Source organism: Mesorhizobium sp. M0184 (genome assembly GCF_040322215.1).
In the GTDB taxonomy this organism is placed as follows: domain Bacteria; phylum Pseudomonadota; class Alphaproteobacteria; order Rhizobiales; family Rhizobiaceae; genus Mesorhizobium.
In genome coordinates this window covers 100,275-125,856 of sequence record NZ_JAMYSZ010000002.1, presented here as the reverse complement: position 1 = coordinate 125,856, position 25,582 = coordinate 100,275, and the positions used below count along the sequence as shown (strand labels likewise).

General features: G+C 62.1%; 23 protein-coding genes. 1 reads left to right on the top strand and 22 read right to left on the bottom strand.

Going from position 1 to position 25,582, the window contains the following annotated elements:
- Positions 1-99: 99 nt before the first annotated feature.
- The 15 genes from NKJ23_RS03650 to NKJ23_RS03580 all read right to left on the bottom strand — a co-directional run bounded on the left by NKJ23_RS03650 (position 100) and on the right by NKJ23_RS03580 (position 16,163).
- Complete coding sequence (locus NKJ23_RS03650) at positions 100-537, bottom strand: CBS domain-containing protein (protein ID WP_352483844.1); 438 nt, start codon at positions 535-537, stop codon at positions 100-102.
- A 137-nt stretch (positions 538-674) separates the two neighbouring features.
- The gene (locus NKJ23_RS03645) at positions 675-1,196 is read right to left on the bottom strand and encodes a carboxymuconolactone decarboxylase family protein (protein WP_023674208.1); all 522 of its coding nucleotides are present in this window, start codon (positions 1,194-1,196) and stop codon (positions 675-677) included.
- Between the two features lie 266 nt (positions 1,197-1,462).
- Positions 1,463-1,909: a hypothetical protein gene (locus NKJ23_RS03640; protein WP_352644454.1), complete on the bottom strand. Its 447-nt coding sequence runs from the start codon at positions 1,907-1,909 to the stop codon at positions 1,463-1,465.
- 252 nt (positions 1,910-2,161) lie between these two features.
- Positions 2,162-2,563: a cupin domain-containing protein gene (locus NKJ23_RS03635; RefSeq protein ID WP_352449836.1), complete on the bottom strand. Its 402-nt coding sequence runs from the start codon at positions 2,561-2,563 to the stop codon at positions 2,162-2,164.
- 46 nt (positions 2,564-2,609) lie between these two features.
- Positions 2,610-3,368 (bottom strand): SDR family oxidoreductase, encoded by a 759-nt coding sequence (locus NKJ23_RS03630; RefSeq protein ID WP_023674205.1) that lies wholly within the window; start codon positions 3,366-3,368, stop codon positions 2,610-2,612.
- A gap of 67 nt (positions 3,369-3,435) precedes the next feature.
- Complete coding sequence (locus NKJ23_RS03625) at positions 3,436-4,227, bottom strand: alpha/beta fold hydrolase (protein ID WP_352592496.1); 792 nt, start codon at positions 4,225-4,227, stop codon at positions 3,436-3,438.
- A 436-nt stretch (positions 4,228-4,663) separates the two neighbouring features.
- Positions 4,664-5,413, bottom strand: coding sequence for a glucose 1-dehydrogenase (locus NKJ23_RS03620; protein WP_352678246.1), 750 nt, complete (start codon positions 5,411-5,413; stop codon positions 4,664-4,666).
- 113 nt (positions 5,414-5,526) lie between these two features.
- Positions 5,527-5,889 (bottom strand): hypothetical protein, encoded by a 363-nt coding sequence (locus NKJ23_RS03615; protein ID WP_352592493.1) that lies wholly within the window; start codon positions 5,887-5,889, stop codon positions 5,527-5,529.
- 50 nt (positions 5,890-5,939) lie between these two features.
- Positions 5,940-6,920: an alpha/beta fold hydrolase gene (locus NKJ23_RS03610; RefSeq protein WP_502894826.1), complete on the bottom strand. Its 981-nt coding sequence runs from the start codon at positions 6,918-6,920 to the stop codon at positions 5,940-5,942.
- A 560-nt stretch (positions 6,921-7,480) separates the two neighbouring features.
- Complete coding sequence (locus tag NKJ23_RS03605) at positions 7,481-8,164, bottom strand: response regulator transcription factor (RefSeq protein WP_352678711.1); 684 nt, start codon at positions 8,162-8,164, stop codon at positions 7,481-7,483.
- Complete coding sequence (locus NKJ23_RS03600) at positions 8,154-8,543, bottom strand: response regulator (RefSeq protein WP_023716983.1); 390 nt, start codon at positions 8,541-8,543, stop codon at positions 8,154-8,156. Before NKJ23_RS03600 ends, NKJ23_RS03605 begins: the two co-directional genes overlap by 11 nt.
- A gap of 2 nt (positions 8,544-8,545) precedes the next feature.
- Positions 8,546-9,187 (bottom strand): response regulator transcription factor, encoded by a 642-nt coding sequence (locus NKJ23_RS03595; protein WP_352455787.1) that lies wholly within the window; start codon positions 9,185-9,187, stop codon positions 8,546-8,548.
- On the bottom strand, positions 9,184-12,021 hold the full coding sequence (locus NKJ23_RS03590; RefSeq protein WP_352678709.1) for a sensor histidine kinase: 2,838 nt from the start codon (positions 12,019-12,021) through the stop codon (positions 9,184-9,186). The genes NKJ23_RS03595 and NKJ23_RS03590 overlap by 4 nt, the downstream gene beginning before the upstream one ends.
- A gap of 374 nt (positions 12,022-12,395) precedes the next feature.
- Positions 12,396-15,524 (bottom strand): PAS domain-containing protein, encoded by a 3,129-nt coding sequence (locus tag NKJ23_RS03585; RefSeq protein WP_352678242.1) that lies wholly within the window; start codon positions 15,522-15,524, stop codon positions 12,396-12,398.
- Positions 15,525-15,734: 210 nt separating this feature from the next.
- Positions 15,735-16,163 carry a hypothetical protein gene (locus NKJ23_RS03580; RefSeq protein WP_352678239.1) on the bottom strand — a complete coding sequence of 143 codons (429 nt, stop codon included), beginning with the start codon at positions 16,161-16,163 and terminating at the stop codon, positions 15,735-15,737.
- Positions 16,164-16,449: 286 nt separating this feature from the next.
- Between NKJ23_RS03580 and NKJ23_RS03575 the strand changes: the two genes are divergently transcribed.
- Positions 16,450-16,596 carry a hypothetical protein gene (locus NKJ23_RS03575; protein WP_352678236.1) on the top strand — a complete coding sequence of 49 codons (147 nt, stop codon included), beginning with the start codon at positions 16,450-16,452 and terminating at the stop codon, positions 16,594-16,596.
- Here NKJ23_RS03575 and NKJ23_RS03570 read toward each other — a convergent pair.
- From NKJ23_RS03570 to bglB, 7 genes are all read right to left on the bottom strand, one after another.
- Positions 16,593-17,681 carry an ABC transporter ATP-binding protein gene (locus tag NKJ23_RS03570; protein ID WP_352678235.1) on the bottom strand — a complete coding sequence of 363 codons (1,089 nt, stop codon included), beginning with the start codon at positions 17,679-17,681 and terminating at the stop codon, positions 16,593-16,595. The two genes, NKJ23_RS03575 and NKJ23_RS03570, sit on opposite strands and share 4 nt — an antisense overlap.
- Before the next feature lie 7 nt (positions 17,682-17,688).
- Positions 17,689-18,741 (bottom strand): carbohydrate ABC transporter permease, encoded by a 1,053-nt coding sequence (locus tag NKJ23_RS03565; RefSeq protein WP_023674192.1) that lies wholly within the window; start codon positions 18,739-18,741, stop codon positions 17,689-17,691.
- Positions 18,738-19,760, bottom strand: a complete 1,023-nt coding sequence (locus tag NKJ23_RS03560) for a carbohydrate ABC transporter permease (protein ID WP_502902484.1) — start codon at positions 19,758-19,760, stop codon at positions 18,738-18,740. Before NKJ23_RS03560 ends, NKJ23_RS03565 begins: the two co-directional genes overlap by 4 nt.
- Entirely contained in the window at positions 19,757-21,025 is a 1,269-nt protein-coding gene (locus tag NKJ23_RS03555) for an ABC transporter substrate-binding protein (protein ID WP_352678233.1), read from the bottom strand. The genes NKJ23_RS03560 and NKJ23_RS03555 overlap by 4 nt, the downstream gene beginning before the upstream one ends.
- A gap of 87 nt (positions 21,026-21,112) precedes the next feature.
- Entirely contained in the window at positions 21,113-23,632 is a 2,520-nt protein-coding gene (locus NKJ23_RS03550; protein WP_502902483.1) for a hypothetical protein, read from the bottom strand.
- Positions 23,629-24,462: a 5-dehydro-4-deoxy-D-glucuronate isomerase gene (kduI, locus tag NKJ23_RS03545; protein WP_352678231.1), complete on the bottom strand. Its 834-nt coding sequence runs from the start codon at positions 24,460-24,462 to the stop codon at positions 23,629-23,631. The genes NKJ23_RS03550 and kduI overlap by 4 nt, the downstream gene beginning before the upstream one ends.
- Positions 24,459-25,559, bottom strand: coding sequence for a beta-galactosidase BglB (gene bglB / locus NKJ23_RS03540; RefSeq protein ID WP_352678229.1), 1,101 nt, complete (start codon positions 25,557-25,559; stop codon positions 24,459-24,461). The genes kduI and bglB overlap by 4 nt, the downstream gene beginning before the upstream one ends.
- Positions 25,560-25,582: the final 23 nt, after the last annotated feature.

Genomic DNA, 25,582 nt, shown 5'->3' with positions numbered 1-25,582 from the left:
CATTTGCTTCAATACGCTATAATTTACGGCATTTATTGTCCATTATATCTACGAAGACTCCGATACATACTTTTGTATATCCAAACGATAGACCAAGCTCTATTGATAGCCGATCCCGCTGATGTAGTTGGCAAGCAGCCGTTCCTGCAGTTCCTCTTGTTTGAAAAGCGCCTTCATCGCATCACGGATATCGAGGACGCCTAGCGGTTTCGAGTCAGCCCCGAGCACCGGCACATTCTGCAGGCCTTGCGCGGCCATGGTCTGCCAGACTGAATGAAGATCATCATCGGGACCACAGGACACGATGGACCGGCTCATCAATGCCGCAATCGGCGCCTCTGTTGGCCCTGAATTCGCCAGATGGCGGACAAGGTCGGACTTGCTCAGCACGCCTGCCGCCTCCCCACTGCCGTGGCACACCACGACCAGGCCTATTGCGGGCCTGGAAAGTGAGAGTGCCGCACTGCGGAGTGGAGCGTCGACATCAATCACCATGAGACGGGCCGATATTACTGGATGCAGACTGTCAATTCGCATGACGCCCTCCTGAGAGCGCCTCTCGGTCGCGGCCGGGAGGCTGGGATCGGTTACAGTGTTGGTCGCCGAGCTCGGCGCCTTCGCCTGGCCGGTCAGAATGGCGCGCAAACAAGCGCCATTCTGACCCGTTCCAAAGATTAGCTCAGTGCTGCTTTGCTCAGGCCAAACTTCGCATCCCCCGAGCCCGGGACGGGTTTGAAGCCGATGTTCAGACGGTTCCAAGAATTGACCGCCATGACAACGAAGGTCAGATCGGAAATTTCCTTCTCGGAAAGCTGCGACCTGACCCGATCGTAGATCTCGTCGGGGACACCCTGCTCGGGCAGCTTGGTCAAGACTTCCGTCCATGCCAAGGCTGCGCGCTCGCGAGGAACGAACAAGGTCGAATCCCGCCAGGCTGCCAGGTGGTAAAGGCGCAGTTCGCGCTCGCCATGGATCTTCGCCTGTTTGACGTGCATATCGAGGCAGAAGGTGCACCCGTTCAGCTGCGCGGCTCGGACTGCAACAAGGTCGCGGATCGGTTCTTCGATCGACCCCTCTCGCGTCGCACCAAGAAATTCAATAAATTTCTTCAGAAGTTCCGGCGACTGCTCCGCATAACTCGCGCGTTGGGCGACGGCTTTTCCTTTCGGAGCGACCGGTGACGCTGCAATATTCATTACTTATCTCCTTGAGGTGTTTGCGATCCATTGCAGCGTAAGGATGACCGGTGAGACGAACTGTTGCTATCGTGCCGATGATATGTATTGCCACTCGATTGGGTTGGGGCGCCTAAACCGAAGTATAGGAGGTGGAAATTGGCACCTGACCGCTGCCCCCGGCAATTCGCTTTGGCGCAGGCATGCGACGGGCGCACAGCGTTTGGGTCACTTGAAGGGCGAGGCTGAACCGACCGGTGTCGATAGAACCTGGATCGAAACTGCGTTCACTCTTCGAAGGGAGCGTTCATCACAAGATCAACTGCCGAAGTCGCCTTGTAGCCTGAAACAAAGCGCTCGCCGAAGTCCCGGGCAAAGTTGTCGTAGGTGGTTTCCGGCCTGACCTCGGCGATATGGCAAAAGCATCGCGTCATCCGTCGCTTCATTTGGAGGCGTGGAAACTCACCGATGATCTTTGCAATCTCGGCTGACGAAATGAGGCTGTATTGCAAGCCGACGACATCGAGACAGATGCCGGCTGTGCAAAGCGCCACCTCAGCCTCCTTGTAGAGGCCGATTGACGGCGTCGAGTTGAGGGCGACGCTGTCCCAGATCAATTGGGCGCGCCGCTCGTCGAAGCCGCCCTCCCGAACGAAGGTGCGGGCAAGATCGGCGCCTTCCACTTCGAAACGGCGCGGCCCGGCGAAGTCCTCATTGAGCGTGACGTCATGCAACAGGGTTGCAACCGCAACAACCTCCGCGTCGTGCTGGATATTCTGAATCTGTCCGATCCGGGCCGCGAAAAGCCAGGATCGGACCACGTGGTTGAACAGGTAGGGTTCACATCGAGCGCGGGCATGTTCGATCGCTCGGCCAACAAGCGGAGTATCGGGGACCAAAATCCCCGCAAGTGTGCGGATGGCGATCGAATTCATGTCACTGACCGTCCCTTCGCCTACGCCCCGATGGTCCCGGGGGCTACGATTTCATTTCGCGTTCGTCGTCAGTTCCGTCTCGCTGGTGTCGACGACGAAAATAGCAAGCAGACGAGCGCCTTCCGTCTTGCTGGCGTTTTCGCTGACGGCATGACGGTCGCCAGGGAATTCCGAGAAACTCTCGCCGGCGCGATAAGTCTTCACCGGCCCGTCGTTGACCTGGCTTCGGATCGCCCCCTCCAGGACCGTGGCATAGATGAACGCGGATTTGGGATGGGTATGGGCCGGCGACGTACCCCCAGGCGCGTACTCGACGAGCACGGCTTTCATGCTCTTGCCGGGCACGTTTGGAAGAGCCTGGTCGTAGACAAGCTTTACGCTGGCGGCGTCATTGGCCATTGCTGCGGTGACGGAAGCGGAGGTGAGCGCGGCGCAGAGAAGTGTTTTGATCATGTCTGGTCTCCTTGTGGTGCGAATGGCGGGCCTATCCGATGATTACTTACTTCGGTGGTGTGTATCGGCTGAGCCAATCATCGAAACGCACGGCGCCGATGCGCGCGTTCTCGCCGGGCACCAGCGTTCGATCGTCGATTGCCACTTGGCCGTAGTAGAGCGCGCCGGGGTCCGGGACGACTTTGCGCGGGTCGTTGGTGGCCTTCAGGAAGCGCTCGACAAGTTCGCTCATGCGAACACGCTCCGGGCCGGCAATTTCGATCATGCCGTTCAACGGCGCGGCAAGCGCGACGTCCGCCATCGCATCGGCAACATTATCAGCCGCCATGGGTTGGAAGTAGGCCGGCGACATATGAATGGTATCCCCGACGGCGCCCGTGTTTGCGATGGCGGCGGTGAATTCGAAGAATTGAGTGGCGTGAACGATGGTGTAGGGAATCCCGGACTCCCTGATCAGCTTTTCCTGAAGCAACTTGCCGCGGAAATAGCCCATGCCCTGCAGCCGGTCGGTACCGACGACCGACAGCGCCACGTGATGACGGACGCCGGCGGCCGTTTCGGCGGCAAAAAGATTACGCCCGGATGCCTCGAAGAACTCCAGGGCAGCCTTTTCCTCGAACGACGGCGAGTTCGCGAGGTCGACGACGACCTGCGCACCGGCAAGCGCGGCCGCCAGACCCTCTCCCGTAACGGTATTGACGCCCGAATTCGGCGACGCCGCAAGCACGTCGTGTCCTTTGTTTCGCAGTCTCTCCACGGTCTTTGAACCGATCAGCCCGGTTCCGCCGATGACGACGATCTTCATGTCTGGTCTCCTGGTGTTGCGTGTCTATTTTTCGTTGCTCGATCGGATGCTGGGCGTTTCCGGCCTGCTACTGACTGACCGATGCAGCAGCATCCTCGATGAGTGACGTGACCTCGTCGGGATGCGAAACCATGAGCGCATGGGACGCACCCTCGATGACGACGGTCTTTACCGCATGCGCACGCTTGGCCATGAAGCTCATGACGGCTGCCGGGATGTTCCGGTCATCCGAGCCGTAGATCATGTAGGACGGCAGCGTCTTCCATGAGGCGACGCCCGAGGCTTCAGCCAGAGCCGCCTGCGCAACAGGGCGTTGAGTGGCAGCCATCAGCAAAGTCTGCTCTTGCGGAACGTCGGCGGCGAACTGGGCGCGGAACTTGGCCGGCTCGATGAAGAGGTCTTGTCCGCCGTCCGGCAACGCGACTGGAGCAAGCGCGCTCCCCAAGGTGCTGCCGGGAAACATGCTGGACAACGTAAGGCTCGATTCGCCGGTATCCGGCGCGAAACCTGCCACGTAGACCAATGCCTTCACATTGGGATTGCCATTGGCGGCCTCGGTGATGACAGGCCCGCCGTAGGAATGCCCCACCAGCACGACCGGCCCGGAAACCGACCGGACGATGGCTGAGACTGCTTTCGCATCGCTGGCAACGCCGCGGAGCGGATTAGCTGCGGCTATCGCTACATAACCGTCTTTGCTGAGCTTGGTGATGACTGCATCCCAGCTCGACGATTCCGCGAAGGCGCCGTGCACCAGTACGATCGTCGGCTTGGGCTGAGAATTCGCGGCCTGCGCCATCCCGCCGCCCGACGCGGCAAGCGCTGCGGTGAGGGCCAGGACTCGAGTTATGTTTCGCATTTGCTTTCTCCCGTGTGGCCTGTGGTGACCAATGCTCAGGAGAATGCGCCGACGCGGCCCGCCAACCTATTGTGCGGAAGGGTCTGTCATACAATGCCAAGGTGCAGGGTAGGTCACCAGGGAGATCAGGTGCCCTGCAGCATGATTGAGGTATCTATGCGGGGTGTGCATTGGCGGCGGTCGCCGGAACAGACACTGAGGGCGCGCGGCCAGAGAGTTGTGTTTGCAAGACGCCGCTGCCGCCGTGGCGAGAGCCTGGCGCGGTCGATCCGTTGAGCGCTGGTGAGCCGGCCGGATCGAACACGGCGGCAAAGCCTCCTCTCGTCAACGACATAGTTCCTGGCCTTCGCCCCGCATCGCCAAATGCCTTGGTATGGGTCAAACAGCCGGACCGGCGTTATTCGCCAGTCTATTGGCGCGACATCGCAGTCGTGGCTCAGAGCACTGCCATCCCGCCGTCGACCCGCAGATTGATGCCCGTGACGAAACTGCTCGCGTCCGAGGCAAGGAACAGGGCGGCTTTTGCCAGCTCTTCCGGCTGCCCCATCCGGCCCAGGGGTATTGCCTCCGCCATCGCCTTTTCAAACAGCCCGCGCTGCTCAAACGGTACGCCTAGCTTATCGAGAATAGCCGTATCCACCGGACCTGGGCTGAGCACGTTGACCCGGATGCCGCGAGACTTCAGTTCGATCGCCCAACCGCGCGCAAAGGCATTTATGGCCGCCTTCGAGCCCGCGTAAACAGCATGACCGTCCAGAACCTTCTCGCTGGCCAGCGAGCCTGTGAGGATGATTGCGCCGCCATTCCGCATGACCGGAGTCAGCTTCTGGACGCCGAAGAAGACGCCTCGCGTATTGACGGCAAATTGCGCATCATATTCTGCCTCGGAGACGTCGGCCGAGTGCGTGATGGTGTTTATGCCGGCGTTCGCCATATAGATGTCGAGCGCCCCGAACCTCTGGCGGATCTGTTGCGCTACCTCGTCATGGTGCGACACGTCGGCCACATTTCCCTGAATGCCCAGCGCGCCTGCCCCGATCTGTGCGACCGCTTCCTCGACCGCCTGCCGCCGGCGGCCGGTAATGACGACTTGCGCGCCCTCGGCCGCAAAGATTTTTGCAGCCGATAGTCCGATCCCGCTGTTTCCGCCGGTGACCACCGCGATCTTGCCCGAGAGTGCGCCCATTTCGTTCCTGCCTTCGAAAAATAGTGCCGGTGCTGCTGCGATAGTCGCAACTGCTGGCCAAGAAAATTTCACGCCGAATTGAGACCGCCAAAATGAGCGGCAATCGCAAACGGCTACCGATTGATAAACTCCGGGCGCTTAGCCAGTTTGACGTCTTGCAGAGCGCTTTGGCCTTCAAGGCAGAACAAGCGCGCGGCGGCGACCCCCGACAGCGCGACGTAGTGTCGAACGCCGGCGATCGCCTCCGCGCTGCACAGGCGCAGTTGCCCGAGCGGCAGCCGTGGCGCAGCATATGTTTCGCGCCTCTGCCAGCGCTCCAGCTCGATGGCGCAGTGGTTCGGTTCCACAATCCGGGACATGAGCCGACAGAACCAGCATTCAGGCCACCGCTCGGCTATGCGAGCGCACAAGGTTTGACCTGGCGCGCCACCCGAAATGCGGTTCAGGGCGCGCGAAATATTGCCAAAGGTGGTCATCGGCGGCTCCAAGGAATTGCGGACAACATGCGGTCGTGACTGAGGGCGTGCTATCCTTTGATGAAGGCGAGCAGATCAGCATTGACCTGATCTTGGTGCGTGGCCGTGATCCCGTGGGGCGCGCCGGGGTAATAGATATCCTTTGCGCCTTTGATCAATCGGGCCGACTTGACTGCCGAGTCCTTGACGGGGACGATCTGATCGTCTTCGCCATGCAGGACGAGGGTTGGTACGTCGAACTTCTTGAGGTCCTCGGTAAAATCGGTCTCGGAGAACGCCTTGACGCTTTCGTACGCGTTCACGAGACCCGCCTGCATGCTCCAGAGCCAGAACTGATCCAGAGTCCCCTGGGAAACCTTGGCGCCCGGCCTGTTCGCGCCATAAAACAACGGTGCGAGGTCCCGGTAGTACTGCGAACGATCCTTGACGAGGCCAGCCCTTATGCCGTCGAATACCTCGATTGGCAGACCTTCCGGATTGGCCGGCGTTTTCACCATGATCGGCGGAACAGCGGCGATAAGAACAGCCTTGGCCACCCGCTTCGTCCCGTGCCGTCCGATATAGCGAGCAACCTCGCCTCCTCCGGTGGAATGGCCGACCAGCGTGGCGTCCCGGAGATCCAGCGCCTCGATCACGGCTGCAAGATCGTCCGCATAGCCGTTCATGTCGTTGCCGGACGTGGCCTGGCTCGATCGGCCATGGCCGCGCCGGTCATGCGCAACGACGCGAAAGCCGTTATGGGCAAGAAAGAGCATCTGGCCGTCCCAGGCGTCGGAATTCAGCGGCCAGCCGTGCGAGAACGTGACGACAGGACCCTTGCCCCAATCCTTGTAGTAGATTTCGGTGCCATCCTTGGTCGTGATGGTGCTCATCGTCTTGGTTCCTTTGATTGAGGGGGAAGAGGGAAGGTTTTGTTTTCGGCTCGTTGCCGAAGCAGCGCGGGGCAGTCCGGCGGCAACCGTAGAGATCAGGCCTGCCAACAAGACATCGCGGCGAGATCCGCCGACGGAGAAAAGTCCGTCTTTGTTCATCATGTCCATCCATGTGCTTTGAACATCCTGCTCACCATCACGACCGTCGAGTCGGCCTGTGCGGTCGCGTTCGGGGAGGAGCGAGCGAGGAGCGGTAGAAACGCGACGGTCGTGATGGCTTGCGAGGAACAGGATGCACCGATCCGGGCCGCGAACCTACTCTACGGAAGCATCTGTCATACGATGCCAAAGTGCAGGGCAGGCACGCCGAAGATAGGGCCGGGCTAAGGCAAGCTCTTATAGACACACGTCAATTTAGGCTTGGGTAGCGGCGCGGGGACCGACGCGGCATGGCCGGCGTCAGTTGCTGATGCATGAAATGTTGCGAGTTTGTCGGTCAGACTGGCGCCGCCAAAGAGCGCCGCTAAGTGGTAACCGATGTTTGGCGCGGGCCTTGCCGCGAAACACCCAACAGGACCACCGATGTACATCAGGATCACCCGCAGCAGCACGAGCGTACCAGAGGCAGGAAGGCCTGGGCGCGCTGAGAAAGCACCTGAAATGGCCGGGCGCGCCGGGCGATCCTATTGGATGGGGCATGGATCGGCTTGTGCCAAATTCTAGACCTCGCGCATCGGCGCGGGCAGCGTTTCCCACGCCCGGATCAGCTCACCGATGGAAGCGGCTTCCATCTTGCGCATGACATTGCCGCGGTGAAGCTTGACCGTCACTTCACTGATGCCGAGGTCGAAGGCGATCTGCTTGTTGAGGCGTCCGCGCGCCACTTCACGCAGGACCTCGCGCTCGCGCGGCGTCAGCGTCTCGACGCGCTCGATATTGCGCTTGACGATCACGGCATCCGCCCGCCGCTTGGCATCCACCGCAATGCCGGCGATCACAGCGTCAAGCAGCGTCTGATCCCGCACCGGTTTGGTGAGAAAGTCCACGGCGCCGGCCTTCATCGCCTGGACAGTCATCGGGATGTCGCCATGCCCGGTCAGGAAGATGATGGGTTTGGGGTTGCCGTTTTTCGCAAGATGGTGCTGCAGATCGAGACCGCTCGTCCCCGGCATGCGCACGTCGAGGATTAAGCAGCCGGGGCTCTCCAACACGTCGGCGTCAAGCAATTCACGGGTTGAGGTAAAGCACACCGGCAGGAAACCCGCCGACAGGATCAATTCAGACAGCGCCTCCCGAACAGAGGCATCATCATCGACAATAATGACCAGCGGCTGCTCGGCTTCAGCCCTTCGCTGCTGTGATGATGGCGCCGATCTCGGTAAGGGCAATTGGTCAACTCTCATGTTTAGCCTCCGTTTCTGGGTTGCGTAAAGCGTCGCCGATCGCCGCAAGCAGTGCCTGGCCATCGAACGGCTTGCGGAAAAGCCCGCCAATGCCCTTGGCGCGGTGCTGATCCACTATCTCGTGGCGGCCGGTGATCAGGAACACAGGCAGGTCCGGACGCGCCTTCTTGACCAAGTCGCGAAGTTCAAAGCCGTCCATGCCGGGCATCCCGATGTCGGTGATAAGCATGTCCAATCCAGACAGGCCGCTGACCAGCAACGCCCCCGCCGACGAGAAGCTGCGGGCCACATAGCCGGCGGACTCCAGAAGGTCCTCCAGCGACTCGAGCAGTCTTGGGTCATCGTCGACAATCGCCACGACAGGCCTCCGCTTGCTCACCCTCAGCTCCCCCCTGCCCTGCGCGAGTGCGTGATCGGTATTCCCAATCGCTCGGCGATGCGCACTAGGTCGGCGAGCGACGCCGCGACCATCTTCTGCATGACGTTCCTTCTATGAATTTCCAGCGTAACTTCGCTGATCCCCAGTTCAGCGGCGGCCTGCTTGTTGAGCAAGCCGCTGACCACCAGCGGCAGCACCTCACGTTCGCGCGGCGTCAGCTCGAGATAACGTTGCTTCAACACGCCCAGCTCGGCGCGCTCCGATCGCTGTACCCGATCCTGGGCAATCGCCGCATGGATTGCGGCCATGAGGTCTGCATCGCTGAAGGGCTTAGTCAGGAAATCCACGGCGCCGTGCTTGATCGCACGCACCGAGGACGGGATATCGCCATGTCCCGTCAGGAAAACGATCGGCGGATGATCGCCCTCGGCAATCTGCCGCTGCAGATCGAGGCCGTTAATATCCGGCAACTCGATATCGAGGATGAGGCAGGCAGAGACGTCCGGCTTGTCAGCGCGGATATAATCGCCCGCCGATCCGAACGCTACGGCACGCATGCCATGTGCGGCCAGCAGCTCACTGAGCGCCTCCCGGATGCGTTCATCGTCATCTACGATGAAGACAATTTGGCCGTCCGTCGTCATGACGCCGCTTTCGCTTCAATCGGCAACGTGAAGATAAACGTCGCTCCACGTGGTTCGTTCTTCTCGACCCATAAACGCCCGCTGTGCGACTCGATGATCGAACGGCAGATCGCCAGTCCCATGCCCATCCCTTGCTCTTTCGTGGTAAAGAACGGTTCGAATATCCGGTCGGGAAACTCGACGCCCCGGCCGCGATCTCTGACTTCGGTCTGGACAACATCCCCGATATGGCGCACGCGGATGCTGATAACTCCGTCATCCGCACCAGAGTCCATCGCCTCCATGCCGTTGCGGATGAGATTGACCAGAACCTGCTGGATTTGGACGCGATCGAACGCGACTAGCGGAATGTCGCTTCCGACATCAACGCTGATGCGAACGCCCCGCCGCATCGCTTCCTCGGTCACGAGGTCGCGTGCCTCTGCGATGACACTGCTGAGCGTCGCATTGGTCCTCGTCTCGGTGGATTGCTTGAACAGCGCGCGAATGCGGCCGACGACGTCCGCCGCCGAATTGGCGTCCCGTATAATGCGCTCGGCCGTAATCTTCGCGCGTTCGACGTTCGGCGGGACGGCGCCCAGCCAACGGTGGCATGCATGGGAATTGGCGACGATCGCGGCCAGCGGCTGATTCACCTCGTGCGCGATCGAAGCGGAAAGCTCGGCGAGACTTGCAGCCTGAGTGGCTTGCGCGAGTTTGTCGGAGGCTTGTCGCAGCGCTTCCCGCGCGCGCACCTCTTCGTCGATGTCGAGGGAAACTCCGTACCATTGCACAACCGCCCCGTCTTCATCACGCCGCGGCTCGACCCTGCACTCCGCCCAGCGATAGCCATCTGTTTCGCGCCAGCGAAACCGCATCGCGGAACCGCCGCCTGTTTCGAAACAGCTCAGCAACGTGCGCAGCACCTCGGGAGCATCTTCGGGATGAACCAGTTCTTGCAGCAATTCCTCGATGCGCGGCTCTCCGAGTGTTTCGAAATTGGCGATGACGGCGCGGAAATGGTCCTGGTACCGCTTGTTGAAGTAGACCGGCCCGCCGGTCGGCACCGCGCTCCAAATGCGGACCGGCACAGCGTCGATCATCTGCTGAAGCTGCAATTCGCTCCGCCGCAGCGCCTCTTCGGCTTGCATCTGATCGTCTATGTCGTGACAGAGGCCGTACCACTGCACGATCAGGCCAGCGTGATCGCGCATCGGCTCTGCCCGGCTCGACATCCAGTGATAGACGCCATCGGCGCGGCGCAGGCGATACCTCATGGAGAAGCGCTCGCCGGTAGCAAGGCAGTGACTGAGCGTATCGCCGAATGCTGCTGCGTCGTCCGGATGGACGGTGGCCGCTATCATCGCCGCCAGCCGGCCGATGCCCTGTTTGTCCAAATCCGTTACGTCAAGGCCGAGAAAGTCGACCATTCGCTTGTTGAAAAAGGTCGGCTCGCCGTCCGGCGTCAGGCGCCAAACGTGGCTCGGAACCATGTCGACAAGCTGCGAGAGCTCCCGCTCCCGGTCGCGCAATGCCTCCTGCGCGCGCACCTCATCGTCGATGTCGATGCTGGCCGTGTACCATTGGACGATCGCTCCACTCTGGTTCCGCAGCGGCTCGGCGCGGCCCTCCCTCCAGCGGTACACGCCGTCCGCGCGACGCAGGCGATACCTTATGGGATAGGGTTCGCCGGTGGCGAGCGAGCGGCTGAGCCATTCTCTCATCCTGGGTCCATCGTCGGGATGGACGGCTGCCGCGACTACGGTCGCCAGGCGGCTCGTGCCCGGCTTGTCCCAGCCCGCGATGTCGTTGAGGCCGATATAGTCTGTCGTGCGCTTGCTGAAGAAGGTTGGTTCGCCGTTGGGCGCCATACGGGCGATGTGAGCGGGGATCATTTCGACCAGCAACGAGAGTTCTCGCTCCCGCTCCCGCAAGGTCTCCACACTTTGGCGCAAAGTGAGCACCGCCGCCTGATGCTGCCTGGAAATGGCGGCCACGACGAGCGCCGAAAATGCAGAGATGGCCAGAAAAAGCTGCAGCATGATCTGGTTGTGCTTCTGGGACTCGGGATCGCCGGCAAATTGGCTGGCGCCGGATATCGTGAATACCGCCGTGATCAGAGCAAGAACGGTCAATGCTACGGCGGCGCCTCGGAACTCAAAGCGCACCGCGGCCCAAAGAAGAGGCGGCATGATGATGTAGGCGAAGGGCAGATAGCCGCTCAAGGAAAGGGCGGCGATACCAAGAAAGATCAGCCCCAGGACGCAAGCTTCCATCCACCGCGCCGCCGAGAGCTGCGCCTTGCCGCGCCAGTTCTGGAACACGACCAGCGCCAGTGGCGCTACGATCAGGACTCCCGTCGCGTCTCCGATCCACCACAGCGGCCAAGCCGTCGCAAAGGTTTGCGATTGTATGCCAAACCACGCAAGCGCCGCACTTCCCACCGTCGCGCTTGCAACTGGCGCAACTCCAGCGGCCAGTGCGACGAATGCGAGAACGTCCCGCAACGTTTCCAGCCGAACTGCGCGCTTGCAGGTCTGGTTCACAAGCCATGCGCCGGCCACCGCTTCAAGAGCGTTGCCGGCAAAGATCAGGAAGGCCGCGGGCAGCGGAGTGTGGAACCACAAGAAGTTGCTGAACAGTTCTGCCACACAGGCCCCCAGCACCCACCACGGCCAGCTATACCTGGAGGCGAAGACAAGCGTAGCGATGAAAAGCCCGCTCGGAGGCCAAATGGAAATCCCTGTTCCAGGTATGATTGCGAGCGACTGGGCGAAGCCGCAGCCCAGGACATAGGCCGTAATAAAAAGCCCCAGATGCAAGAATTGGGGACGGTGCGACCAGGCGCGCGACAACCCGCCTCTTTCAAGATCGCTGATCAGGTTGCTGCGAATCAGGCCCGGTTCATTCGTCGCGAAAGGTCGGCCACTTCCCGGTCCGGATCGGTCCAAGTCATGCGTTAACGCGTGCGTTGCGCTGGAATCGGTCTCGCCAAGTGAGTTGGGCGCTATCGTCATCGGGTGCCCCTGACGGACAAACAAACTCTGGAGATTGTCGGTGCTTCGTGTAGCACTTGCTCTTGATAGCTGGACTGGGCTGACGGACTCACGTCGCCACCCTAATCCCGCCACGCCCCAACCGCACCTCATGGAAATCCATGCATTGCACGGGGCGGCGGCGCCCCTTCACCGAGAGCCGAAAAAACCAAGCGCTTACTGAGCGCCGCCAGTTATTGCGCAGCTTTCGCTTCAACCGGGAGGGTGAAGATGAATGTCGCCCCACGCGGCACGCTATTCTCCGCCCAAAGGCGTCCGCCGTGAGACTCGATGATCGAACGGGAGATCGCGAGCCCCATGCCCATTCCGTTCCCTTTCGTTGTAAAGAACGGCTCGAATATCTTGTTGGGACGTTCGATACCCGGGCCTCGGTCGCGGACCTCGGTCTGGATCGTGTCCTCTATCCGGCGCACGCGCATTCCGAGAACCTTGTCGCCCGCCGTGGTGTCCATCGCCTCCATGCCGTTGCGAATGAGGTTGACCAGGACCTGCTGAATCTGGACGCGATCGAACGCAACCAGCGGAAGGTTGCTTTCGACGTCGATGTCCATGCGAACGCGACGCCGCATGGCTTCCTCGGCCATAAGATCACGTGCTTCGGCAACGACGCTGGGGATCGGTGTGCTGGTTCTCATTTCAAGCGAAGGTCTGAACAAGGCACGGATGCGGCTGACGACATCCGCCGCCGAGTTGGCATCGCGGATGATACGCTCGGCCGTGATCTTCGCGCGCTCGACGTTCGGGGGCTCGGCGGACAGCCAACGGTGGCATGCGTTGGAGTTGGCGACGATGGCGGCCAGCGGCTGGTTCACCTCATGAGCGATGGATGCGGAGAGTTCGGCAAGGCTCGCCGCCTGGCTCGCACGCGCAAGTCTCTCTTGTGCCAGCCGAAGCTCCTCTTGTGTCCGCATCTCATTTTCGATGTCGAGGCAGATAACGTTCCACTGCACGATGGCGCCTTCAGCGTTGCGCATCGGCGCGGCGCGCGTCTCGACCCAGCGATATTCACCATCGAAGCGCCGCAGACGGTGCCGTCGCGCATACGGCTCGCCTGTGGACAGACAATCGGCATATCTCTCTTTGACACCTGTCAGGTCGTCGGGATGAACACCGGCGTCGAGTGTGCCAGCCAGCCGGGACTTTCCCGCTTCGTCCAATTCCTCAAGATTGTATCCGAGGAATTCGCGGAGCTGCTGGCTGCGATATATCGGTTCGCCATCCGGCGCGGCGCAATCGATCATTGCCGGCAGCGTTTCAACGAGCTGCCAGAGAGCCCGTTCTCTCTCGCGCAGCGCCTCTTCGACGCGCAGCTGATCGTCGATGTCGTGCGTAAGGCCGTACCATTGGACGATGCGTCCACCCTGGTCCCGCAGCGGCTCCGCGCGGCCCTCCATCCAACGATAAACGCCATCGGCACGGCGCAGGCGATACTTCATGAAGAATCGCTCGCCGGTGGCAAAGCAGCTGTCGAGTGCTTCCCTCAGGCTGGCTGCATCGTCGGGATGGACGACGGTGGCAATGAAGGCCGCCAGCCGGCTCGTGTCCGGCTTTTCCGCGTCCGCTATGTCCAGGCCGAGAAAATCTATCAGGCGCTTGTTGAAGAAGGTCGGCTCACCGTTGGGAGACAGCCGCCAGAGGTAGCTCGGAACCATGTTGACGAGTTGCGAGAGCTCTCGTTCCCGGTCGTGCAACGCGGCTTGCGTGGTCACCAGGTCATGGATGTCGACGCTCACGCCGTACCATTGGAGAATGCTGCCATCTTCGTCGCGCAGCGGCTCGGCGCGAGTCTCGGTCCAGCGATAGCCGCCGTCAGCCCGCCTCTGGCGATATCTCTGAACGTAAGGCACGCCCGTTGCGAATGAATGGCGGATCGCCTGCCGTGCGGTGTCGATATCGTCTGGATGGATCACGCTCAGCGACGGCGAGCCGTCCGGGGCGGTGATGTCGTGGAGCGTGGCCCCGGTTACATCGGTGAACCGTTTGTTGACGTAGGAAGGCGTCCCTTCCCGTGTCGTACTCCAGATCAAAGCGGGCACGGTGTCGATCAGCTGCTGGAGGCGCCGCTCACTTTTGCGCAACGCCGCCTGCGCGCGCACCTCATCGTCGATGTCAAGAGAAACCCCGTACCACTGCACGACCGTTCCGTCGTCATCGCGCCGCGGCTCGACCCTGCACTCAGCCCAGCGATAGGTGCCGTCCTTTTCGCGCCAGCGAAACCGCATCGCGGAGCCGCCGCCAGTTTCGAAACAGGTCAACAACGTGCGCTGCACCTCGGGCGCATCTTCGGGATGAATCACCTCGTGCAGCAACGTTTCGATGCCCGGCTCGCCGAGCACATCAAAGTTCGCGATAACGGAGCGGAAATGGTCCTGGTATCGCTTGTTGAAGTAGACCGGCCCGCCGGTCGGCATCACACTCCAGATGCGGACCGGCACCGCGTCGATCATGTGCTGAAGTTGCTGCTCGCTCTGCCGCAACGCCGCTTCGGCGTGCATCTGATCGTCTATGTCGTGACAGAGGCCGTACCACTGGACGATGCGGCCAGCGTCATCGCGCATCGGCTCCGCCCGGCTCGACATCCAGCGATAGCCGCCATCGGCACGGCGCAGGCGATAGCGCATCGCGAAGCTCGCACCGGTAGCGAAGCAACCACGGAGTGCATCGCCGAATGCTGCCGTGTCGTCCGGATGAACGGCGGCCTGTATCATCACCGCCAGCCGGCTCATGCCCGGTCGGTCCAGATCCGCTACATCGAGGCCGAGAAAGTCGACCATGCGCCCATTGAAGAAGATCGGCTCGCCGTCGGGATCGAGCCGCCAGATGTGACTCGGGACCATATCCACGAGCTGCGAGAGTTCCCGCTCCCGGTCACGCAATGCTGACTCGGCCCGCTTCTGGTCCTCAATGTCTATTGTCGTGCCGTACCATTGAACGATGCGCCCCTGGCTATCGCGAAATGGTCGTCCTGAGCTTCGAAACCAGCGATAGACGCCATCGGCGCGCCGCAGGCGATGCTCGGTATCATAGGGATCGCCGGTTTCGAGGCAATGCCGCCATCTGGCGGCTACAGGATCATAATCGTCGGGATGGACGGCTCGACGCCAGCCGAAATCATCGTCGTCTTCGGAAGTGTTGAGATCCTCATGCATGTTGCCGAGGAACGCCAGCGTGTTTGGGCTGACATAGGTGAATCTTCCGGCGGCATCGGCTGCCCACGCGTGGCCGGGCATGCTCTCGATGATTTGCAGCGCAAGCGTTGCTTCGGGGTCGATTTCGCCAAGTGAGTTGGACGCTGATGTCATTGGCTTCTCCTGTCGGACAAAAAAGCCTGGGGACGGTCAGCGCTTGATATAGCACTTGTTTTCAATATCTGGACAGGCGAACTCACCGCCTAAATCTAGTTCCGCCATGCCTCGGCTGCATCTCATGGAAATCCATGCATTGCGCGGAGATATCGCCGCTACGGGGACCCTAACGATGGCCTCGCGCGAGGAGCGACGCGGATCGATGCATCAACACCTACCACTGGGAATACGAGCCGGACAGGTAAGACGCTCGGCTGCCTCTTCGTCGGCTGCAGAGTGAAACCGGAAAAAGATCGTGGCGACCTGCTTCTCAAGCGCGCGCTGCAGCAGCGGCAGGGCGGCCTTTGTCGCCGCAGTGCTGTCGACACTGTTCGCCAGAGCATTCGCAGTTGCTCTCAAGCGCTGGTCTACGGCTGGATCGCCATTGACGAGGTGGGACGCCAGTATCGTCCGGTTGTGGACATTCTGGTGATCAATATACGTTTGCAAGAGGGCTGTGCCGGTCAGACCGCCCACCTGCTTGCCGAAGTTGAATAGCCCGATGCCAAACGGCAGCGCATTGGCGGCAAGGCCCTGCAGCGTAACCAGCGCCAGTGCCACGAACAGAAGGCCGAGGCCGAATCCTCGCAGCAGCAAGGGTCAGGTCCGGTGATCCGCTACCGCTCGTCGAAGCGGACAGCAGCCACATGGCGCCTGCGAAGAGCAGAATGCCAAATGGCGCAAGCGTGATCGGGCGCATCCCGGTCCTTTGGATGACGAAGCCGGACAACAGAACCTGATCGGTAGTTCGTACTGAACCTCAGCACAGGTCGTATTATCAGTCAGCCGGATTCCTCAGGCGCGCGAACGTGCCGGCGCGGACCTCCGTATTGCCGAAGACCGCCTACGAGAAATCCACTTTGAAGTAATTCCGGATCATCCCGTGGCAGCAATGATCGCAGAGAGCGCCCTCTTGAAGAGTTCGGTTGTCTTAACGTTCACCTATTTTGAAAAGCGCGCGCAACACGCGTTCGCTGTGCGGCAGTTGCGACGGTTCATGAAAACAACCCGCTATCTTGCCGCCGGCTAACGCGGTGCGACACGCAGCCCGGCGGCATCGAAGAGATGCATGCGCTCCGGCGGCAGAGCGAGGTTGATCGGCGGCCCTTGCGATTCAACGCCCTGCTGCTTGAGAACGGCGATAAGTTTGCTGTCGCCGGCAATGGTGGCGTGGACAACTGTTTCCGGTCCCAACGCCTCGGCCAGCGTTACCCGCGCTTCCACCGATCCCTTGCCGCCATTCGAAAGTTGGATGTCGTGTGGCCGGATGCCAAGCGTCGCGTCGTCTCCCGGTTTCAGCGCGACCCCGTCGGCGGCGATCGAGGCCGACAGCCCGCCTGGACCTTCGACACGCACCTCGGCGCCGCTTGCCGAACGCACCTTCACCGGCAGCAGGTTCATCCGCGGCGCGCCGATGAAACCGGCGACGAACAGGTTGGCCGGCGCGTTGTAGAGATCGAGCGGCCGGCCGACCTGTTCGATCCGCCCCGAGCGCATGACCACGATGCGGTCCGCCAGCGTCATCGCCTCGATCTGGTCATGGGTGACGTAGACCATCGTGGTTGCCAGCCGCCGGTGCAGGCCCGCCAGTTCAGCGCGCATGGTGATGCGCAGTTCGGCATCGAGGTTGGACAGCGGTTCATCGAGCAGAAAGGCGGTCGGATTGCGCACCACCGCACGGCCGATCGCCACGCGCTGCTTCTGGCCGCCCGACAATTGGCCGGGCCGGCGGTCTAGATAGGGAGCAATTTCCAGCATGCGCGTCGCTTCCGTGATCCGCGCGTCGATCTCGGCCTTCGGCATACGAATGTTTTCAAGCCCGAAGGCGAGGTTCTGGCGCACGCTCATGTGCGGGTAGAGCGCGTAAGACTGGAACACCATCGCCAGACCGCGCTGCGCGGCCGAAACGTTGGTGACGTCGACCCCGTCGATCTCGACCTTGCCGTCGGTCGGCCGATCGAGCCCGGCAATCAACCGCAGCAGCGTGGACTTGCCGCAACCCGACGGGCCGACGAGGACCAGCATCTCGCCGTCACCGACGTCGAGGTTGATACCGTGCAAGATCTTCACCTTGCCGTAAGCGCGATCAATGTTGGTCAGCGTTATCCGTCCCATGACATCCTCACTTCAGCCCGGTGCCGGCAATGCCGGAAGTGATGTAACGCTGCAGGAAGACGAAGACGAGGACGACGGGGATCATCGTCACCACGGTCATCGCCAGGATGTAGTGCCACTGCACGTTTAGCTGGCCGGCATAGGTGTTGAGGCCGACCTGGAGTGTGTAGAGTTCCTTGCGCGACAGCACCACCAGCGGCCACAGAAAGTCGTTCCAGCGCCAGACGACCGAGAAGATCGCCAGCACGGCGAGCGCCGGTGCTGCAAGCGGCAATACGATGCGCCAGTAGATCTGCCATTCGGAAGCGTTGTCCATGCGCGCCGCATCGAGCAGCTCGTCGGGGATGGTCAGCATATATTGGCGCAGCAGGAAGACGCCGGTTGGCGTCGCCACGGTCGGCAAGATCACGCCCCACAGCGAATCGAGCAGTCCGACGGCGCCCACCACCGAATAGAGCGGCACCAGGATGACCGACAGCGGCACCATCAGCGTACCGACGATCACAAGCATCGTCAGATCGCGACCGCGGAACTTGTATTTCGACAAGGCGAAGGCGGCCATCGAATTGGTGAGCAGCGTGATCAGCGTTGCCATTGCCGTCACAAAAACCGAATTGCGCAGATAGCGCAGGAAGTCGAAATGGACGAAGGGCTCGGTGTAATTCTCCGTCGCGAAGCCGATTTCGCGCACCGGCTGCCGGTCGGCGATGTTGACCTTCACGATATCGTTCGGCGCCTGCGGATCCACCATTTGCGCCACGATGCCGATGCGCCGCACCTCGGCCAGCACCTTGGTCGAACCATCCGGCAACTTCACCCTGTAGAGGGTCAGCGGCTTGTCATAGCCTTCGACCCTCGCGTGTTGGCTGACATAAGGCATTATGGTCGGCGGGAACTCGGCGAGTTGTGCCGGCGTCTTGAATGACGAACCCACCAGCCAGACGGCCGGGCCGAACATGATGACAACGCCGCCGAGCAGCCACAGCCAGCTCACGATATCCGTCCAGTGCCAGCCGCGACCGCCGCGCCGGCGGGTCAGGAATGTCATCACGCCGCTCATTCGCGGGCTCCTTTCCGCTCACCCCGGCGTCCGACCTGCAGCTGAACCAAGGTGAGCACGACCAGCACCAACCCCATCAGGATCGAAGCCGCCGAAGCCAGCCCCGGGTTGCGCAGCAGGGAGGCGAAGCCGATCTCATAGATGTACTGCGTGATATAGAGGGTCGAGGTTCCCGGCCCTCCACCCGTCAGCACATAGACTTCGTCGAAGATCTGCACAGCGCGGATCAGCGCCAGTACGATGACGACAAGCAGATTCGGCATCAGCAGCGGCAGCGTGATGCGCCAGAACACCCGCGCCGGCTTCGTGCCGTCCATCTCGGCCGCTTCGTAAAGGTCGCGCGGGATCGCCTGCAATCCGGCAAGCAAGATCAGCGTATAGAAGCCCATATGTGCCCAAACCGAAACGCTGACCGCGGCGGTGAAAGCCCAGAAACGGTCTGTCAGCCAGTTGTGCGGCTCGCCGCCCAGATCATGGACGATCAGGTTGAGGAGGCCCTGGCGCTGCAGGATCCAACGCCAGATCAGGCCGGTGACGACGGGCGACAGCAGCACCGGAAAGAAGAACACCGCGCGCCAGAAGCTGCGCCCGACGATCTCGCGGTTGAGGATCAACGCTGTCGCAATCGACACGACCGTCATCAGCGCCACCTGCACGACGACGAACAGGCCGGTATTGTGCACGGCCTTCCAGAAGAGATCCTCGTGGCAAGTGGCAGTGTCCAGGTAGTTGCCGCAATCGAGCAGGCGCTGATATTGCTCGAGCCCCACATAGGTTCGGTCCTGCAGGAAGTAGGCCGTTCCCGACGTGGCCGAATAGAAAAAGTTGATGATCATCGGCACCAGGACGAAAATGCCGAAGATCGCCATGTTTGGGGCGAGGAAGAACGCGGCCATGCCGCCGGTGCCCGTCGCTCGCTGCCAGAACTTCAGCGGCACGTTGACGATCGACGCCAGCCACACGACCGGCGCCGCGAGGGCGGCGCCAATCCATGCCTTCAGTGTCGCGGCGGCGATCACTTCGCCTCGGCAACCTTGTCGGCGATATCCTGGTCGATCCTGCCCCAGGCATCGTCGAGGCTGAGCTCGCCGGCCATCACCTGGCTGACGCGCGTCACCAGCGCGGCGAAGTAAGCGTTGGCCCACTTCCACGGCGGCAGCGCATCGGCCGCCGGCAGGGTTTCACCCGCCGCCTTGACGAACGTGTCGAGCGCCGGACCGACGTTCTTGTCGGCCGAGACCCATTTCAGCCCGCCCTTGTCTACGACGCCCTTGTGCGCGGGCAGAAACAGCGTGCGCTCGCTGAACTCTTTTACCACGTCTTCACGGGCTAGATAATCCATGACCTTGGCGACGTCCTTGGGATTCTTCGTGTATTTGATGGCGACCAGCGCCGCGCCGCCCTTCACGCCCGAACAGCCTGCGGTACCGCAAGGCGAGCCGGTCGCCACCCAGTCGAAACTGTCGCCGATCTTGGTCGATAGATTGGCGACCTGCCAGCTGCCCGAATAGTAGAACGGGATCTGGGCGTTGATGAAGTCGTCGGCGGCCGCGCGATAGGTCGAGCCTGCCGCCGACACCCAGGTATCCGTCAGCATCAGGCCCTTGGCGGTCCAGTCGACGAGCTTGCCGACGAACGCCTTGGTGCCGTCGTCCACTTTCGCCGGCATGCCATCGGGGCCGATATAGTTCGCTCCGAAGGAGACATCCGGACCCGAAATGCGGTGACCGGAACGGTCGATGGCGAAGGCAGCCGGAAGCTGCTGGCTCTTCGCCACCTCGGCGGCGGCTTTGATCCAGTCGTCCCAGGTCGCCTTGTCGCCGGGCAGCGGCACGCCGGCCTGTTCGAACAGCGTCTTGTTGGCGAAGCCGCCGGTGAGCGTGAGCTGGGTCATGAAACCCGGGATGGCGTTGGAGCCGTCGGGGCGCATCCAGTCCAGCGTGTCAGCGAAATTGTCCTCCCAATATTTCGGATCGGCCAGCAGTGGCCTGAGATCGAGCCAATGCTGGGCAAGCTCCTTGATGTTGGTGACGCGGGCGATGTCCGGACCCTGGCCGGCTTCGAGCTGGATGGGCAGCTGCTCCTGGATCACCTTGTAGGCGACGTTGTCGAGCGTGACGTGGATGTCGGGATTATCCTTCATGAAGCGGTTCAGAATGTCCTGGATGACATCGCCTTCGACACCGTCCGAATACCACATGATGCGCACGTCGCCGGCAAACGCGCTGGTCGATGCGAGCAGGCTGACCGATAGCGCGGCCAGCAAAGTGCGGGTCTTATTCATGCTTCGTCTCCTCCTTTACCAGGGCGGCGCCCCGATGGTTCAAGCCGCCACGCCCTCTCCTCTTGAGCGTCGCAGCCGATTTCCTCCCTACTCTCTGTGCTTCATGCGCATCGCCTCGCCGCGCACGGTCCAGTTGGTCGGATCGAGTGTACGTCCCTCAGCCACGATCCTTGCGTCGGCGAGGAAATGCACCGTGCCGTACTCCGGGTCGTCGACGATCAATTCGCCGTCGGGACCCGACCGCACCGACAGGCCGGCAAAGGCGCCCGCCCAGGCGTCGAGTGCCGGCAGATTGGCATCCCGGTCACCGAGGCGAACGATCCATGTCGTCCTGCGTCCCGCCGCCCGCAACTCGTTGCCGGCGGTCGGGCCGGCCACGACCTGCGTGAGCGGAACATCCGTCTTCAGCATGACGAAGGCGTCGCCAGATTGCGCGAACGCCCGATCGCCAGCCACTTGCACGGCATCGAAGATGCTTGCGGGGAACCAGGCGTGTGTAAAGTCGGGCTGTTCATCCGAGCAGGAGAAGCTGACGACGGCGAGGTCGCGGTATTGGTGAAGCCGGGGCAAAGTGCCTGAACCACCCCAATATGATGGTCTGCCATATCCCGACTGCAGCACTTCGCCGGGGTGGTTGATCCAGATCTGCGCATCCGGATTCTGGCCCAGCCGGGCGTGAATGACGGTCTCCTGATAACCCCATTGATTCCAGCGGTAGCCAGCGGCGCTGCCCATCGCATGGTTGCGCGTCTTGTAGTGATAGAGCCGCGCGAAGCGGTCTTGTCCCTGCGCAAAAGTCCATTCCCACGCCGTATCGCCGACAAGGGAAGCAATTGCTGCCAACCCCTCCGGAACGCTCAAATCGTGATCCCGTAGGCACAGCGCCAGCTGCGGCAGCGCGTGAAAGCGCATGCCGTAATTGCCCTTGCCCCAAAGCATGCGGCAGATGCCGGACAATTCCAGCGAACGCGCGGCGCGCAGCGTGTGCTCATAGGAGCGGCCCTGCGCCCCGGTGAGGATACCGCGATGCGCCGAGCGGGCGACGATTTCAAGCAGGCGTATGATTGCCTTGCCGGCACGTTCGGCGATGTCCTTGTCCGGGGCCAGCGCGTAGAGCGCGCACAGGCCCTTGAGGTCGATCGGAAAATAAGGCGCCGAGTTGAACTCGGCCATCTCCCATGCCTCGAAATGGTCGAGCCAGGCGCGTACACGCGCGGCTCCCACCGTGGACTGTTCGCGGCCAAGGCGGCCCGACCGCACGAACCGTACATCAGGCAACAGGCCACCAGCAATATAAGCGGCGGTGTGGAAGAGCAGCGCGTGGTTCTCGGAGAAGTACCACTGCACATCATTGCCGGGCTCGTCCATCCAGTAGCGATAGCCGAGGATGGCGTTGTCGACGCGCGCGCGCAGGCTCGCTTCCAGCCGATCGCCATAGGCCTTGCGGCACCACAGCAGCGGCACCAGGATGAAGTCGGCGCAATCGTGACAATCCTCGATCGCCGGCAGCGTGCCCGAGATCATGGCGTCGGTCTCGGAGCCCTGCTGTCCGATCGCCAGGCGCGCCAGCGCGCGCACCGTATCGGCCTCGGCGTGACCGGCGACCTCGCGCAAGGCCTCTTCGATACGCGCGGTAAGCGTTTCCGGCGCATCGCCCTGACGGTGCGCGTGGCATATCTCGACGCCGAAGACACGCGATACAGCATGGTCTGCGACCGTCAGCGTCACCTTGAAATGGCGAAAGTCGGCCGGCAGCTGCTCGGTATCGGCGATCGCCAGCCGCGTCTGGCCCGCTGGCAGATCGAAGGCGAAGTGCACCGGCGTCTCGATCGACATGAAATCGCCCTCGATCTCTACCTCGACTTGCGCGTCGCGCGGCAGGGCCACGCCGGTGACCAGCGCCACCTCGCCGCCGTCATAGGCGGGACGGTCGAAATGCATGTCGTCGAGGGCTGCTTCCATCGCATCGGCAACGCCGCTCTCGACTTCGATCGGCAGTGCGACCGAAGCAACCGGACCGGATAGATAATCGAGCTGGAAATAGTAGCGGGCGTCGCGCTCGGCGAGATCGTCGAACCATATGCGAATGTCGTTGCGGCCGGCCCGCAGCGCGATCTTGAAGTGCTCGGCACTTTCCAGGTTGCGGCCGTAGGGCGCCATCCAGCCGGCTTCCTCACCATTGGCAAAGAGTATGGCGCCGCCGCATGTGCGCAGCCGCACCTTCACATCGCCACTCGAGGCCGCCTCGATGGTGGTCTCGGCCCAGGTTCCAAGTACCGTCGGCCGGAACCAGAAGCCCGATAGGTCGATGCGCGGCGAGGCGAAGGGCAGCCAGAGGCGCTCGGCGCCGAATTCGGCGCTGACCTGTGGTCGCTTGCCGCGTCGTTCCGCTGCGAACTGCGTGCGGCACGGATATTCATGGGGAATGAAATTCTTGTGCTTGGTCAGGAAGAAGAAGGGATCCATCTCGCCTTGCATGGGCTGGTCGGCCACGTTGTAGCGTTGCTCGGCGATAGACCCGAGCCGCCAATAGACGATTGGCTGCCCCGCCATGAGCGGCCGGCGCAGCGTAAAATCCGTCCGAACGCTTTGCGCGGCCTCGCTCATCGCAAATCCTTCACGGCAACTGGATCGACATCGGTGTAGGCCTGGTTCTCGCCGGTCATGCCCCAGACGAAAGCATAGGGGCCGGTGCCGGCGCCCATATGGATAGACCAGGCGGGCGACAGGACAACGTCACCGTCAGCGGCCATCAGGTGGCGCGTCTTGTCTGGCCGGCCCATCAGATGGATTACACGGTCGGCTTCGGCGAGGTCGAAGTAGCAATAAGCTTCCATGCGCCGCTCATGCAGATGCGGCGGCATCGTGTTCCACACGCTGCCCGGCGCGAGGTCGGTGATTCCCATCAGCAAGAGGCAGGACGGGGCCACTTCGGGATGGATGTACATGCGCAGCGTGCGCCTGTTCGCACGGGCCTCCTCGCCGAGCACAAGCGGCCTGGCTTCGCTGCTGACGATGAGACGGTGCGCAACATCGGCGCCGGCCGGCACCGAGTTCATGTAGAAGCGTGCCGGCCTCTCCGGATCGTCGCTCTCCAGCGTCACCTCACGCGCTCCGCGTCCGACATAGACGATGTCGCGGTTAGCCACGTGAAAGCGCCGGCCGTCCACCGCGACTGCACCATTGCCGCCGAGATTGGCGATGCCCATCTCGCGCGCGTCAAAGAAGAGCGGGGTGCCGACTTCGGCCCCGTTGCCGAATGCCAGCTGGTTGGCCAGCGGCACCGCGCCACCGACGATCATGCGGTCGACATGGGTGTAGACGAATTCGATCGCGCCAGGCCGGAACAAGCCGTCGACCAGGAACTCGGCCCTCAGCCGGTCCGTATCCATGCCGGCAATATCGCCCGGCGATGCGCCATAGAGCGTCCGCATCATGCCGCCTCCACCTTCGACTGCAGATGCCGCGCCCCTTCGGTCAGGCACAGAATGGCCAGCGCCTGCCCGTAGCCCGTCGGATGGATGGGTATATCGCGATAGAACTGCAGGTCGGCGCCCATGCGTGTGCCATAGGACACGTTCGCCACCACACCTTTGTCATCGATGTTGGCCACCACGGCTTCCAAGGCGCGGAGGCCGGCGGCACGGCACTCTGTCGAGCCGATTCCGAGCCGCGCGGCCTTCATCAACCCGTAGCCGAAGCCGGCCGTGGCGGAAATCTCCTCGTAAGACGTTGGGTCGTCGAGCAGAGTGTGCCAGGCGCCCGAACCTGCCTGCACCTCGAGCAGGGCGTTGATCTGCGTCTCCAGCACTCCGAGCAGATAGGCCCGAACCGAAGGCGCAATTTCGGCGAACTCCACCAGGTCGAGGATACCGACCGTGATCCAGGCATTGCCTCTCGCCCAAAGCGCGCGGGCGAAATTGTGCCGTCCCGCGAACGTCCAGCCGTGAAACCACAGCCCTGATGCCGGGTCGGCGAGATAACGGGCGTGGACCAGGAATTGCCTTTCTGCTTCCTCGACGAAGCGACGCTGGCCGGCAGCCTGGCCGTAGGATGCGAGGAACAGCGCCACCATGAACAGCGTGTCGTCCCACAATTCGTCGTCGTTGACCCGGTCCGAAACATCATGCTGGAAACCGCCTTCGGGCGTCCGCGGCAAGGCGGTGGCCACCCGCTCGGCCCATTCGCGCAGCACCGGCTCGAAGCGCAGCTGGCGCCGGCGCCGCCACAATTCGCTTAGCGCCAAAAGGGGCGCGGTGGTGTTGACGTTCATCGCAGGGAGACCGGCAGCGATGCGTCGGTCGTACCAGGCCTCGATCGTCTGCAGCAGCCGATCGTCGCCGGTCTGCGCCCACAGCCGAACCAGCCCGTAGAGCCCGACGCCTTGCGGCCATTCCCAGCTGTCGAAGCTGACATAGTCGCCCGGCGTGCCGTCGAGATTCGGCTCATGGAACCGCCCGTCATGACGCAAGCCGGTCATGCCGGCCACAAGGCTGGCAAGCACGGAATTCAGGCGTTCGGCCGATAGCGGCATCACTCCTCCCGTTTCTCCCGCTT